The sequence below is a fragment of the Aneurinibacillus sp. Ricciae_BoGa-3 genome (genome assembly GCF_028421645.1).
Classification (GTDB): Bacteria; Bacillota; Bacilli; order Aneurinibacillales; family Aneurinibacillaceae; genus Aneurinibacillus_B.
The window spans coordinates 3,286,847-3,300,562 of sequence record NZ_CP116887.1 but is presented as its reverse complement, the minus strand read 5'-3'; the positions used below and the strand labels follow the sequence as shown (position 1 = coordinate 3,300,562).

General features: G+C 50.3%; 12 protein-coding genes. 11 read left to right on the top strand and 1 reads right to left on the bottom strand.

The window, feature by feature from the left end; translation table 11 throughout:
• Positions 1 to 70 precede the first annotated feature (70 nt).
• The 11 genes from coaBC (at position 71) to spoVM (ending at position 13,387) form a co-directional block, all read left to right on the top strand.
• The gene (coaBC, locus tag PP175_RS16695) at positions 71 to 1,312 is read left to right on the top strand and encodes a bifunctional phosphopantothenoylcysteine decarboxylase/phosphopantothenate--cysteine ligase CoaBC (protein WP_272439444.1); all 1,242 of its coding nucleotides are present in this window, start codon (positions 71 to 73) and stop codon (positions 1,310 to 1,312) included.
• On the top strand, positions 1,305 to 3,746 hold the full coding sequence (priA, locus tag PP175_RS16690) for a primosomal protein N' (RefSeq protein ID WP_272439443.1): 2,442 nt from the start codon (positions 1,305 to 1,307) through the stop codon (positions 3,744 to 3,746). The genes coaBC and priA overlap by 8 nt, the downstream gene beginning before the upstream one ends.
• Before the next feature lie 56 nt (positions 3,747 to 3,802).
• On the top strand, positions 3,803 to 4,264 hold the full coding sequence (gene def / locus PP175_RS16685; RefSeq protein ID WP_272439442.1) for a peptide deformylase: 462 nt from the start codon (positions 3,803 to 3,805) through the stop codon (positions 4,262 to 4,264).
• Positions 4,265 to 4,309: 45 nt separating this feature from the next.
• Complete coding sequence (fmt, locus tag PP175_RS16680; protein ID WP_272443297.1) at positions 4,310 to 5,245, top strand: methionyl-tRNA formyltransferase; 936 nt, start codon at positions 4,310 to 4,312, stop codon at positions 5,243 to 5,245.
• Positions 5,238 to 6,638: a 16S rRNA (cytosine(967)-C(5))-methyltransferase RsmB gene (gene rsmB / locus PP175_RS16675; RefSeq protein WP_272439441.1), complete on the top strand. Its 1,401-nt coding sequence runs from the start codon at positions 5,238 to 5,240 to the stop codon at positions 6,636 to 6,638. Before fmt ends, rsmB begins: the two co-directional genes overlap by 8 nt.
• A gap of 662 nt (positions 6,639 to 7,300) precedes the next feature.
• Entirely contained in the window at positions 7,301 to 8,347 is a 1,047-nt protein-coding gene (rlmN, locus tag PP175_RS16670) for a dual-specificity RNA methyltransferase RlmN (protein WP_272439440.1), read from the top strand.
• 7 nt (positions 8,348 to 8,354) lie between these two features.
• Entirely contained in the window at positions 8,355 to 9,101 is a 747-nt protein-coding gene (locus PP175_RS16665; protein ID WP_272439439.1) for a Stp1/IreP family PP2C-type Ser/Thr phosphatase, read from the top strand.
• A gap of 14 nt (positions 9,102 to 9,115) precedes the next feature.
• Positions 9,116 to 11,098: a Stk1 family PASTA domain-containing Ser/Thr kinase gene (pknB, locus tag PP175_RS16660; protein WP_272439438.1), complete on the top strand. Its 1,983-nt coding sequence runs from the start codon at positions 9,116 to 9,118 to the stop codon at positions 11,096 to 11,098.
• A gap of 13 nt (positions 11,099 to 11,111) precedes the next feature.
• On the top strand, positions 11,112 to 11,987 hold the full coding sequence (rsgA, locus tag PP175_RS16655) for a ribosome small subunit-dependent GTPase A (protein WP_272439437.1): 876 nt from the start codon (positions 11,112 to 11,114) through the stop codon (positions 11,985 to 11,987).
• 3 nt (positions 11,988 to 11,990) lie between these two features.
• Positions 11,991 to 12,650 carry a ribulose-phosphate 3-epimerase gene (gene rpe / locus PP175_RS16650; protein ID WP_272439436.1) on the top strand — a complete coding sequence of 220 codons (660 nt, stop codon included), beginning with the start codon at positions 11,991 to 11,993 and terminating at the stop codon, positions 12,648 to 12,650.
• A gap of 656 nt (positions 12,651 to 13,306) precedes the next feature.
• On the top strand, positions 13,307 to 13,387 hold the full coding sequence (gene spoVM / locus PP175_RS16645) for a stage V sporulation protein SpoVM (protein ID WP_272443296.1): 81 nt from the start codon (positions 13,307 to 13,309) through the stop codon (positions 13,385 to 13,387).
• Positions 13,388 to 13,461: 74 nt separating this feature from the next.
• On the opposite strand, the gene rpmB is transcribed toward spoVM, so the two are convergent.
• Positions 13,462 to 13,650 (bottom strand): 50S ribosomal protein L28, encoded by a 189-nt coding sequence (gene rpmB, locus PP175_RS16640; RefSeq protein WP_272439435.1) that lies wholly within the window; start codon positions 13,648 to 13,650, stop codon positions 13,462 to 13,464.
• Between the last annotated feature and the right edge of the window lie 66 nt (positions 13,651 to 13,716).

Here is a 13,716-nt window from a genome sequence, read left to right as displayed (position 1 = left end):
CTCATTGAACAGGAAAGTGTATTTTACTATAAATTGTTAAAGTTTTTCTTATTAGGAGTGAATTAGAGGTATGATGCAGGGAAAAACAATCGTAATCGGAGTAACCGGCGGCATTGCCATCTATAAGATTGCGGATCTATGCAGCAAGCTGACCCAAAAGGGCGCCGATGTCTGGGTATTGATGACGGAGTCCGCTACCCGTTTTGTCCAGCCGATTACCTTCCAGGCACTCGTGCGCAATCCTGTCCTGACGGATACTTTTCAAGAGCCAAATCCATCGGTTATCTCCCATATTGATGTGGCGGACAGAGCTGATTTATTGCTGATTGCTCCTGCAACGGCCAATGTGATAGGCAAGCTGGCGAACGGAATTGCAGATGATATGATAAGCACTACCTTTCTTGCAACCAAGGCGCCTGTTTGGATTGCGCCGGCTATGAATGTAAACATGTATGCCCATCCTGCAGTCCAGGACAACATGAGCAAGCTTGCCTCATGGGGCTGCCGGTTTATCGAACCGGAAGAGGGCTACCTTGCATGCGGCTGGATTGGAAAAGGCAGGCTCGCTGAACCCATGGATATGCTGGCTCAAATTGAAGCGTTTTTCTCAGAAGGCACATGCCAGAAGGATGCGGCTTTGCTAAAAGTTCGCCAGGATCTTCAAGGCATTAAGATGGTCGTAACGGCCGGCGCTACACGGGAAGCCATCGACCCTGTTCGGTTCTTCACTAATCATTCTTCAGGGAAAATGGGCTACGCTATAGCGGAAGCAGCGGCAAAACGCGGCGCTGATGTTACGCTCATTAGCGGGAAAACGAACCTCGCGCGGCCCGAAGATGTCGAGGTTGTTGAAGCTGTTTCAGCGGAAGATATGTTCCGGGAAGTGATAAAGCGGTATGCGCATGCGGATGTGGTGGTGAAGGCCGCTGCGGTAGCCGATTATCGGCCGAAAATGACCTATGATCACAAAATGAAAAAGCAGCCTGGAGACCTGGTCATTGAGATGGAGCGGACCACGGACATCTTAGCAGAACTTGGCGCCCGAAAAACGCATCAATTCCTGGTGGGCTTCGCGGCTGAAACGCAGGATGTTGAGGCCAATGCCCGGGGCAAAATGGAGCGTAAGAACACGGATATGATTGTGGCGAACAATGTGTCCCAGGAGGGTGCCGGGTTCGGTGTGGATACCAATATTGTGACGGTTTACCTTAGAACCGGAGAGTCCTACCCGCTTCCTCAAATGGATAAATCACAGCTTGCTCACCGCCTGCTTGATTTCATCCTGGAAGCACGGAGGGGTAAGGTTGAGTAGTCCGGAATACGCGCGAGTCATTGTCGACGTACCGGCCGCGAGTACAGACAGGCCCTTTGATTATCGCATTCCTCAGGTTCTTCGTCCCATTATAAACGTCGGAAGCCGGGTATCGGTCCCATTCGGCCCTAGAAAATTGCAGGGATTTGTGGTCCAACTGTCTGAACAAGCGGAAGTAAAGAAAACAAGGGATATCCTCGATGTACTGGATGTTGAGCCGCCTCTGACGAAGGAAATGGTCGAGGTGGCCCGCTGGCTCAGCGAGAAATACATTTGTACATTTTATGCCGCCCTGCAGTCCATGATTCCGGCTGCCCTTCGTTCCAGCTATGAAAAGATGGTTTCCCTGGCAGAAGGGGCGCAGCTTGCTGCTAGGCCCCCTGATGAGCAGGAATTTTATGCTTATATCGAGAAACGGCAGCCTGTCGCGTGGGAAAAATTACGCAGGCAGTTTGCAATCACGGCCGATGAATGGGTCATGCGAGGCCTCTCCGAAGGAACGCTTCATGTTGAGCAGGTGGTTGACGGCCGCGCAGGCAAAAAAACCGTGACGGTAATCGGGCCTGCTGTATCACCTGGCGAACTGGAAACGGTGCTGAATCAGCTTCCTAAATCCGCAGCGCGCCAGAAAGAAGTGCTGGCTTATTTTACCCGACACCACGGGGCCGTTGCCAGACCGGAGCTGCTCAGCCAGCTGCAGATTTCGCACCAGACGGTAAAAACCCTTCTGGATAAGGGCATTTTATACAGCAGAGAGCAGGAGGATTACCGGGATCCCTTCGCTGGCAGGACATTTGAGCCGGTTGCCAAGCACTCGTTTACACCGCAGCAGGCAGCAGTTATAGAGGGGATCGCAGAAGGGATGGCCAGCAAGGCGTATTTCCCATGTTTAATCCACGGAGTAACAGGCAGCGGAAAAACCGAAATTTATTTAGAAATTATGGAAAGAACCATTGCCGAGAGCCGGGAAGCGATTCTGCTGGTGCCTGAGATTTCGCTGACCCCCCAGATGGTAAACCGGTTTAAAGGGCGTTTCGGCGATCAGGTAGCCGTCATGCACAGCCGTCTTTCCCAGGGAGAGCGTTACGATGAGTGGCGGCGCATCAGGCGGGGAGAAGTGAAAATCGCCATTGGCGCCCGCTCGGCCGTTTTCGCTCCTTTTGAAAACCTGGGCCTCATCATTATCGATGAAGAGCATGAAAGTTCCTATAAACAGGAAGAAACCCCGCGGTATCATGCAAGAACGGTTGCCCATTACCGGGGCCACTACCATCAGGCTGTTGTCATTCAAGGGAGCGCTACGCCATCCCTTGAATCGTATAACCAGGCTGTCACGGGAAGAATCCGCCTGTTCACTATGGAGAAGCGGGTCGCCAACAGGCCGATGCCGGATGTATCTATTGTCGACATGCGCATAGAGCTGCGGGATGGGAACCGAACAATGTTCAGCCGTGAATTGATGGATAAAATAAAAGACAGGCTCGCTAAACAAGAACAGATGGTATTGTTTCTGAACAGGCGGGGTTTCTCCACATTTGTTATGTGCCGAACGTGCGGTTTTGTTTCCCAGTGCCCGCACTGTGACATCTCGCTGACGTATCACCGGAGCAACCACACACTGCGCTGCCATTATTGCGGCTACACGGAAAAAGAGCCAACCGTATGCCCAGAGTGCGGCAGTGAGCATATCCGGTTTTTCGGAACCGGGACACAGAAGGTGGAAGAAGAGCTTGCGCGTCACTTTCCGGGTGTGAGGGTGATTCGGATGGATGTTGACACTACTTCCCGCAAAGGTTCGCATGAAAAATTGCTGCAGGCTTTCCGGGAAGGAAAGGGAGATATTCTGCTTGGCACACAGATGATAGCGAAGGGACTGGATTTTCCAAACGTCACCCTGGTTGGTGTACTCGCCGCCGATAGCATGTTGAATCTGCCAGACTTCCGTGCGGGTGAACGGACATTTCAGCTGCTTACCCAGGTTGGGGGACGGGCGGGCCGCCACCAGAAGAAGGGCGACGTTATTATCCAGACCTACACCTCCGAGCACTACAGCATCCAGTACGCCAGCAAGCATGATTTTAACGGATTCTTTAATGAGGAGATCAACCAGCGTTACCAGAAGAACTATCCACCATTCTGCAGGCTTGTTTTGTTTACATTTGCCCATGAGAGTGTACCGCTGGTGATTAAAACAGCCGAGTGGTTTGCTGGCAGGCTCCGTGGAATTATTCCGCCAGGCGCTTTCTTGCTGGGACCGGTAGCCTCACCCATTTCCCGCATCAAAGATAGATATCGATTTCAATGCATGATAAAATATAAAAACGATCCCCACGTGATAAGCCGTATTCATACGCTTGTAAGGGAATTTGAAGAAGAACGGAAAAAAACGGGCCTGGCGCTTACGGTTGACGTTGACCCGCAAATGATGATGTAACTCATATAATATAGATAATAATGGTCAAAAATGATAAGCAGGAGGATTTTCTACAAATGAGTATTCGCGTAATTGTAAAACACCCCGATCCGGTGCTTCGCGAAAAATGCATTCCGGTTCGCAAGTTTAATGCCAATCTTCACAAGTTGCTCGACGATATGGCGGAAACCATGTATGACGCGGAAGGTGTGGGACTTGCCGCTCCGCAGGTTGGCATTACAAAGCGAGTCGTCGTTATTGATGCGGGCACTGGCTTAATCGAGATGATTAATCCTGAAATTGTGGAACGCAGGGAGGAACAGTTCGGTTCAGAAGGCTGTCTCAGCATTCCTGGCCTGTACGGGGATGTGCGCCGGTCTAAGTGGGTCAAAGCGAAGGCCTTTGACCGGAATGGCAATGAAATCATGGTAGAAGGCGAGGATTTGCTCGCGCGGGCCATCCAGCACGAAATCGATCACCTCAACGGTGTGCTTTTTATTGATATTGCGGACAAAACATACAAGCCAAAAGAAGAATAAATAGCGACCGCTAAGAGGAGGTGTAACGCTGTGCAAATTGTTTTTATGGGGACCCCTGATTTTGCGGTCCCTTCTTTGCAGAAATTGCTTCGTAACGATCACAACGTCGTAGCCGTAGTGACCCAGCCGGATCGCCCGAAAGGCCGGAAAAAACAGCTTGCGGCTCCCCCTGTCAAAGAGGCAGCGCTTCTTCTGGGGCTGCCTGTGCTGCAGCCCGAAAAACTCAAAGTTAGCGGTGTGCAGGATATTTTGGAATATAAGCCGGATTTGATTGTTACGGCGGCCTTTGGCCAGATATTACCGAAAGAGCTTATCGCATATCCCCGCTATGGGTGCATCAATGTCCATGCCTCTCTCCTCCCGGAATACCGCGGTGGCGCCCCGATTCATAAAGCGATTATGGATGGCAAAAGTGAAACGGGCGTAACCATTATGTATATGGTGGAGAAGCTTGATGCAGGCGATATTATCTCACAGGTTCGTGTTCCAATCGGACAGGATGATAATGTGGGCACGATGCACACGAAACTGGCCGACGCAGGATCAAAGCTTTTAATTGAGACGCTGCCCAAACTAATTAACTGCGAGATACACCCCGTTAAACAGGATGAAGCGAAAGTTACATATGCGTGGAATATCAAGCGTGAGGATGAACGGATTCAATGGAATAAATCGGCCCGGCAATTATTTAATCAAGTGCGTGGACTGAATCCATGGCCGGTGGCGTATACGGTGCTAGAGGGACAGGTTATGAAAATATGGCAAGCGCAAGTCCAGCAGGAGGAAGGCGCTGGAACACCTGGAGAAATACTTGCGGTATCGCCTGAAGGCATTGACGTGCAGACAGGCAATGGTATCCTTCGCTTGCTCGAAGTCCAGCCGTCCGGCAAAAAGGCCATGCCAGTCAGCGACTATGTGCGGGGTTCTGGCGCTTCGCTTGCTGCAGGAGCCATATTTGAAACGGAGCAAATCCATGAGTAAGCGAATAAAAAAGCCGTCCACTGCCAGGGAATGGGCGGTGTACATACTGGTACAGGTTGAAGAGAAGCAGGCCTACAGCAACCTGGAACTTAAAGAAGCCTTAGCGCATGCCGGCCTTTCCTCCCGCGACACGAATCTGGTGACGGAACTCGTGTACGGAACGCTAACCCGGCTTAATACGATCGACTGGATGCTTAGCCGTTATTTATCGCGGCCGAGCGCTAAGCTTGAGGGGTGGGTACGCAATCTACTGCGAATCAGCTTCTATCAGATTTCCTACCTTGACCGAATACCAGACCGGGCAGTTGTCCATGAAGCGGTTGAAATTGCAAAATCCTGGGGCCATCAGGGAATTGCGGGCATGGTAAATGGTGTACTGCGCAGCCGCCTACGGCAGCCGGAAAAGGCTGAGATTCCAAACAACCTGTCTGCTGCCAAACGCATTTCGCTTGTCCATTCACACCCTGAATGGATGGTTGCGGAATGGATCAAACGGTATGGCATGGAGGAAACGGAAAGAATGTGCGAGGAGAACAACCTGCCGCCTGAGGTGAGCCTGCGGGCCAATAGCCTGAAGACGGATAGGGACAAGCTGGCCCATGCAATAAAGGAGCAAGTTGAAGATGCCTCTGTACAGCCTTCATCCGTTGCACCGGAAGGGCTGGTGATCCGGGGAACGGGCAATATCGCAGCACTGCCAGCGTACAGACAGGGAAGCTGTACCGTTCAGGATGAAAGTTCGATGCTTGTTGCACACGCCGTAGCGCCAAAGCCTGGAATGTCTGTGCTGGATACATGCGCAGCACCCGGCGGCAAAACAACGCATATAGCGGAGTTGATGAATAACCAGGGTGCAATCACAGCACTTGATATTCACCCGCACAAGCTTGATCTTATCGCTGATAACGCCCGGCGGCTGGGTCTCTCCATTATCGATGGCAGGCAGGCTAACGCCGTCGATGCCGATACGATTCTAACCGGGTATATGTACGACCGTGTGCTGGTTGACGCCCCCTGCAGCGGGCTCGGGGTTATCCGCCGCAAACCGGACATCAAATGGAGAAAGACGGCCTCCGACACGAATTCCATCCGAGGCATACAGCTTGAGATACTTGAGGCAGCAGCCAAACTGGTGAAGCCCGAAGGCAGGCTGGTATACAGCACATGTACGGTGCAGGCTGAGGAGAATGAAGATCTGATCCAGGACTTCCTGAATCAACATGCGGACTGGGAACTGGATGGCGGGCTCGTGCAGGATATGCCGGAATCCGTCCGCTTGAAGTATTCGACCCTATCAAGGGGATACATGCAGATTCTGCCCCACCACTTCCATTCGGACGGTTTTTTTATCGCACGTTTAAAAAGAAAAATCAGCGATTTCTTTAACGTATAAGAAAGTATGTATCGCTTTAAAGTATTAAAGTTATTTCTGGTGGGACCGATAGGTCCCTTTCTCTTTTTTGATTTGGAGTTTATGTGCTACACAGTGTTGAAGTGCCTTATGCGATTTTTTAAATGGGACCTCCGGTCCCCAAACACCCAAGAAAAACATCGTGAGGCGCATGTCCGCACCTTTCTTTCCCCCAGGCCGAAAGGTGTTTCGATTTTACCTTTCGGCATAAGTGCAACTTAGGTTGCTGCCTGCGCTATAACTTGGCCGAAACCTAGTTTTCTAATGGAGCGTGTGGAACAGAGGGCGAAAAAGACCGGCAACTGTCTCCATCACCCCGATACCCAGATGTTGCACCTAAACGGTATAAAGGAATCTAAGACCATCGACTGCGCTTACGCTTGCCGCTGGCCAAGATTCCCTAATGCCGGTCCGTTTGTCGTTCCACAAAGCGGCGTAAAAACTTCTATGAGGGGAAAGGAGAGAGCGGCATGGCCCGCGATGTTTTTCTCAGGTGCGGGCATCTCAGGCACAGGGGCGTATAGGCGGATAATCTTCGTCCCTTGGGTCTACTAATCAATATATTTTAAATGTGATACAATATACAATGTGCGGCTGCGAACATGCAAGCAGCAACGTACAATAAACTGAATGGTGATACCTAAATGAAAACTTTTATTTATAATTTAACGCTTTCCGCGTTGAAGGACTGGCTTGCTGCCAATGGCGAAAAAGCTTTCAGGGCTGCTCAAATCTTTGACTGGCTCTATGTTAAGCGTGTAGCTTCGTTTTCGGACATGACCAATCTCTCCAAGGAACTGCGTGATAAAATGGAAGCCAGCTTCCGGATGGACGCGCTGAAGGAAATAACGCGCCAGGAATCAAGCGACGGGACTATTAAGTTTCTTTTCTCCCTGCACGATGGACACGCAATCGAAACCGTGATTATGCGACATAACTATGGAAATAGCATCTGCGTGACCACTCAGGTTGGGTGCCGGATTGGCTGCACATTCTGTGCTTCCACGCTTGGCGGGCTCAAGCGAAATCTGGAAGCCGGCGAAATCGTTATGCAGGTACTGGCAGCCCAGAAGGCGCTGGATAAGGATGGGGAACGCGCCAGCCATGTAGTAGTGATGGGCATTGGCGAACCTTTTGAGAATTATGACGCGCTCTTAGGTTTTATGCGTATTATTAATGAAGACAAGGGCTTAAACATTGGGCAGCGTCACATTACGGTGTCCACCAGCGGCATCGTGCCTTCCATTTACCGTTTTGCAGATGAGAAGCTACAAATTAATCTGGCCATCTCTCTGCATGCGCCGAACAGTGAAATCCGCTCACGCCTTATGCCGGTAAACAGGCGGTATCCACTGGATGAGCTCATGGAAGCATGCCGCTATTACATTAAAACAACAGGGCGGCGCCTAACTTTCGAATATGGGCTTTTTGGCAAGGTAAATGACCAGCCGCAGCACGCGGAAGAGCTGGCCGATTTGCTTAAGGGCATCATGTGCCACGTGAATCTTATTCCGGTTAACTATGTTCCAGAGCGTGACTATGTAAGAACTTCGCGAAATGACATCTTTGAATTTATGCGCACGCTTGAAAAGAGAGGCGTAAACGTAACGATTCGAAGGGAGCACGGGAGTGATATTGCTGCTGCCTGCGGCCAGCTTCGGGCACAGCATGCGAAACAGACGACGAGGTGAGATGGGAATGGAATCAGCCATACAGACACACATCGGCTGTGTAAGACAGACGAATGAAGATTCAGGAGCCATTCGCCGTTTGGACAACGGGTGGGTTCTGGGAATTGTTGCAGACGGAATGGGAGGCCATCAGGCAGGCGACGTAGCCAGCCAGATGGCTGTAGAGGTGATTACCAAACACATCTCGGCCATTAACGAAGAAACGCCAGATGCCATACAGAGCAAGCTGAATGAAGCCATTCAGCTTGCCAATGAGCAAATTTTCTCCTACGCCGCCACGCATGAAGAGTGCAGAGGAATGGGCACCACGCTGGTGCTGGCGCTTGTAAATGAGCAGTATGGCATACTTGCGCATATTGGCGACAGCCGGATATACCGCTACTGCTGCCAGGACGGGGAACTGCATCTGGTTACCCGCGATCATACACTGGTTAACGAACTGGTGAAAAACCGCCAAATCACCGAAAAGGAAGCAGCTGTCCATCCACAGCGCAATATATTAACCCGTGCGCTTGGAACAGACAGGAAAGTCAAGGCTGATTTTAACGTGTTAAACTGGGATCCTCAGGATATTTTGCTTTTGTGTTCAGACGGGCTATCGGGAAAAGTGAACGCGGACAGCATGAAAGAAATTCTTCAGAGTCAGTCTCTCGAACACATGGTTAATACGTTAATTAACCGCGCGCTTGATTCCGGTGGTGAAGATAATATTACGGTTGTACTCCTGCGTAACCGTAATGGACTCAAGGAATGAAGGGAGGGCAATTTATGATTGGAAACAGACTCGGTGGCCGTTATGATATCGAGAAGAAGATAGGCGAAGGCGGTATGGCAGTTGTCTATCGGGCTCGCGATATCCTATTGAACCGTACGGTAGCCGTAAAAATTTTGCGCTCCCAGTTTGGCAACGATGATGATTTTATTACTCGCTTCCACCGTGAAGCTCAGGCTGCTGCCAGTCTTTCCCACCCGCATGTCGTGAACATTTATGATATAGGCCAGGAAGATGACGTCTATTACATCGTTATGGAATATGTGGAAGGGGAAACACTAAAGGAATATATTAATGAAATGGCTCCTCTCGATGTCCGGGAGGCCGTGAATATTGCGATTCAAATTTGCGATGCCCTGGATCACGCCCACCAGAATCATCTCATTCACCGTGACATAAAACCGCACAATATTATGATTAACAAGAATGGGAAGATTAAAGTAACCGATTTTGGAATTGCCCGGGCCGTTTCGGCTGCGACTATTACCCACACAGGATCTGTGCTGGGCAGCGTCCATTATTTTTCCCCGGAACAGGCTAAGGGTGTGATGACGAATGCGAAGTCAGATCTGTACTCCATGGGGGTTGTGCTGTATGAGATGCTTACGGGTCAGCTTCCTTTTTCCGGCGACTCACCGATAAGCGTTGCGTTAAAGCACCTTCAAGAGCCATACATACATCCACGTCAATTGCGGCCCGAGATCCCACAAAGTTTGGAAAATGTGATTATCCGGGCGCTGGCTAAGGACCCTATCTACCGGTATGAATCGGCACACGAAATGCTCGATGATTTAAAAACCTGCCTCTCGCCCGAGCGCAGAAACGAACCGGAATATGTACTGCCAGAGAAGTATCAACAGGATGATGCCGATATCACACGCGTCATTCCGGCCATTAAACCAGAGATGCTCGGCAGGCGCTCCTGGGAGGACGATACAGTTCCAGGCCCGCGCGGTGTTCCCCTGGATGTGAAAAATAATCAAGGGGAAGAAGAGGACGATCCAGATGAGCACCGGGAGAGGCACCGAAAAGGCCTGATCAAGAAAGGCGTTATCTGGGCAGTTGGCATCGGTTTATTCCTTCTGCTAAGCATCGTCGGATCTTACTATGCAATGAGCCTTTTGAATGTGCCGAATGTGACGGTTCCAGCCGTTGAGCACCTGCCTGTTGATCAGGCGAGAAAAGCGCTGGAAGCCCAGCAGCTTGTGGCCCAGATTACCGAACAAAACGACCCGACCGCGCAGCCAGGCACCGTAATCAAACAGACGCCAGCCGCCAAGATGCAGGTAAAACAAAAGACGGTTGTCCAACTGCTGGTGAGTAAAGGGAAGCAGCAGACGGCTATGGCGAATTACATAGGCAAAAAGCAAAGCGATATACAATCCGAGCTGTCCTCCTATAAAAAGGTAACGGTTGATGAAGTTACGAATGATCAGAAAGATCCCGGAACGATACTCGATCAGCAGCCGGCGCCGGGCCAGCAGATTGTTCCATCGGACACCGAATTGCATCTAACCATTAGCAAGGGGCAGGATACCGTTACGATGCCAAACCTGATTGGGCTCACACAAGATGAAATGCAGGCAAAAATGGATAGTCTCGGCCTGACAGCTAACGTGAAGCAGGTACAGAGCTACCAGAAACAAGGCATTGTTATCCAGCAGTCGTATGGAGCGGGCAAGCAGCTGACAAAGAATTCTACTGTAGATGTTCAGGTAAGCGCTGGAATGCCACAGGAAGCGCGTAAAACGAAAGTGCCGGTCGAGGTGTATTTAAACCCTGGAGAACAGGCGGATATCGAAATTCGTCTGACCGACGCTACCACTTCAAACGAAACAGTAGAAAAAACAACGATTAACCAGAGTACAAGATTTGATGTGACATGTGTGGTATCACCAACGCAGAACGCTATTATTCAGGTGTTCAAAAATGGGGCACAAATGGATCAAAAAATAGTGAAATATACGGATATCCAGTAACGGGAGGGAATATATGCAGGGTAGAATTTACAAGGCACTGGCGGGTTACTATTACGTTTCTAACGGAGAATTCTCCTGGCAATGCAGGGCGAGGGGGATTTTCAAGAAAAGGGGGCTCACCCCGCTTGTAGGGGATGAAGTGCAGTATGAAGAAATCGGACGCGGTGAAGGCATAATTAACGAAATACTCCCCCGTCAAAGCGAACTTATCCGTCCCCCGATCGCAAATATTGACCTGGCCGTGCTTGTTTTTTCACTCGCAGAACCGAAATTCAATCCCCAACTGCTGGATACGTTCCTGGTGCACACAGAAGCGGCGGGCGTGGACGCATTAATCTGCCTGACAAAGGCAGACCTTTATCAGGATGAAGCAGAACTAGCCAAAATTCGCAGCCAGTATGAGGCAATCGGCTATCAAGTGGTAACCACCAGTTCCAGAAGGAATGCGGGTATTGAAGACATCAGGCGCTTTCTGAAGAACCGGCTGTCCGTTTTTTCCGGCCAGTCCGGGGTTGGCAAATCGTCACTTTTAAATGCGCTGTTTGCAGATTTAAACCTGGAAACAGCACCTATCAGCCTTAAGTTGGGGCGTGGCAAACATACCACCAGGCATGTGGAATTGATTCCCCTGCCGGAAGGAGGCTGGGTCGCAGATACGCCAGGGTTTAGTTCGCTTGATTTTTCTACGTTCGAGAGGGAAGATTTGGCGCTGAACTTTCGGGAGATGCGAGACAGGGTAGGCCAGTGCCGGTTCAGGGGCTGCCTGCATGCGAATGAGCCCGGCTGTGCCGTGCGCGCAGGAGTAGACGATGGAACGATCGCCGCTTCCCGTTATGCACATTACATTCAATTTTTGCAGGAAATTACAGAGAGAAAGCCGAGGTATTAAACGATGGTTAAAATTGCACCTTCTATTCTGTCAGCTGACTTTTCCCGCCTGGGAGACGAGATTAAACAAGTGGAACAGGGAGGGGCGGACTGGATCCATGTAGATGTCATGGACGGGCATTTTGTCCCCAACATCACGATTGGGCCGCTTGTTGTTGGGGCGATTCGCCCCAACACGTCATTGCCGCTTGATGTACACTTAATGATTGAAAATGCCGACCAGTATGTGGCTGATTTCATTAAGAATGGCGCCGACAGCATTACGGTGCACCAGGAAGCATGCATCCATCTTGACCGCACCCTCCAGCATATAAGGAGCCTTGGTGCTAAAGCTGCCGTGTCGCTGAACCCTTCGACACCTGTTTCCACGCTGCAGCATGTCCTGCACAAGTTGGATATGGTTCTCTTAATGTCAGTAAATCCCGGGTTTGGCGGCCAGCAATTCATACCGGAAGTGTTAACGAAGTGCCGACAGTTAAAGGATATGCTTCGTGAGAAAGGGCTCGCCGACAGGGTTGAGGTTCAGATCGACGGCGGGGTTAATACGGAAACGGCAAATCAGGTTGTGGATGCTGGCGCCACCTGTCTTGTTGCCGGTAGCGCAGTATTTGGCCAAGCCGACCGCGCTCAAGCCATTTCCGCTCTGAAGCGTGCCTGTGAGTAACAAAAACGCGGCCAATTCCGGCCTTTAGCCTGTGAGCGAGTAAAGCTATCAGGCTTTTTTTATCGTACCAGACAGTACATATCGCTTAAGAGTATTGAGTTAATTTTTGTTGGGACCGATAGGTCCCTTCTCTTTGTTGATATGTAAAACCTATGTTTCACTGTGATGAACTGCCTTGAGCGTTTTTTAAATGGGACCTCCGGTCCCGAAACACCCTAGAAAAACATCGTGAGGCGCATGTCCGCGCCTTTCTTTCCCCCAGGCCGAAAGGTGTATCGACTTTACCTTTCGGCATAAGTGCAACTTAGGTTGATGCCTGCGCTATAGCTTGGCCGCAACCTAGTTTTCTAATGGAGCGTGTAGAACAGAGGGCGAAAAGACCGGCAACCTGTCTCCATCACCCCGATACCCAGATGTTGCACCTAAACGGTATAAAGGAATCTAAGGCCATCGCCTGCGCTTATGCTTGCCGCTAGCCAAGATTCCCTAATGCCGGTCCGTCCGTCGTTCCACAAAGCGGCCGTAAAAACTTCTATGAGGGGAAAGGAGAGAGCGGCATGCCCCGCGATGTTTTTCTTATTTTTTATGAAACCATTCATTTCTGGCCTTATGATGAATAGACTAGAGTAACGGTACATGAATGAGGAGGGGGCATCATGCGTTTTTATACGTTTAAACTGCCTAAATTCTTAGGTGGTATCATACGGGCGTTACTAGGCAGCGGTGGAAAGAGATAGGATGGGGATAAAAAAAGCCTGGTATTATGTAGAATAAAAAAGCACCCGGACGGGGTGCTTTTTTGTCATTTTCACTACGCGCGGGTTACAAGCCCGGATTTCAGCGCTTTTGTGCTTACATAAACGCGTTTTGGTTTTCCATCAACAAGGATACGTACCTTTTGTACGTTTACACCCCATTTGCGCTTGTTTGCACGGTTGGAGTGGCTTCGGGAGTTGCCAGTCTTAGCTCGCTTACCAGTTACATAACATACTCGTGCCATTTATTTCCACCTCCTTCATGAGATGAGGACAATCATCGTGACTCTTATTACATACTTAAGCATAAT

Coding starts and splice junctions, on each gene's coding strand:
- rsgA (WP_272439437.1), top strand. CDS start 11,112: ATGCAGGGTAGAATTTACAAGGCACTGGCGGGTTACTATTACGTTTCT.
- rpe (WP_272439436.1), top strand. CDS start 11,991: ATGGTTAAAATTGCACCTTCTATTCTGTCAGCTGACTTTTCCCGCCTG.
- rpmB (WP_272439435.1), bottom strand. CDS start 13,650: ATGGCACGAGTATGTTATGTAACTGGTAAGCGAGCTAAGACTGGCAAC.
- pknB (WP_272439438.1), top strand. CDS start 9,116: ATGATTGGAAACAGACTCGGTGGCCGTTATGATATCGAGAAGAAGATA.
- rsmB (WP_272439441.1), top strand. CDS start 5,238: ATGAGTAAGCGAATAAAAAAGCCGTCCACTGCCAGGGAATGGGCGGTG.
- def (WP_272439442.1), top strand. CDS start 3,803: ATGAGTATTCGCGTAATTGTAAAACACCCCGATCCGGTGCTTCGCGAA.
- spoVM (WP_272443296.1), top strand. CDS start 13,307: ATGCGTTTTTATACGTTTAAACTGCCTAAATTCTTAGGTGGTATCATA.
- coaBC (WP_272439444.1), top strand. CDS start 71: ATGATGCAGGGAAAAACAATCGTAATCGGAGTAACCGGCGGCATTGCC.
- fmt (WP_272443297.1), top strand. CDS start 4,310: ATGGGGACCCCTGATTTTGCGGTCCCTTCTTTGCAGAAATTGCTTCGT.
- rlmN (WP_272439440.1), top strand. CDS start 7,301: ATGAAAACTTTTATTTATAATTTAACGCTTTCCGCGTTGAAGGACTGG.
- PP175_RS16665 (WP_272439439.1), top strand. CDS start 8,355: ATGGAATCAGCCATACAGACACACATCGGCTGTGTAAGACAGACGAAT.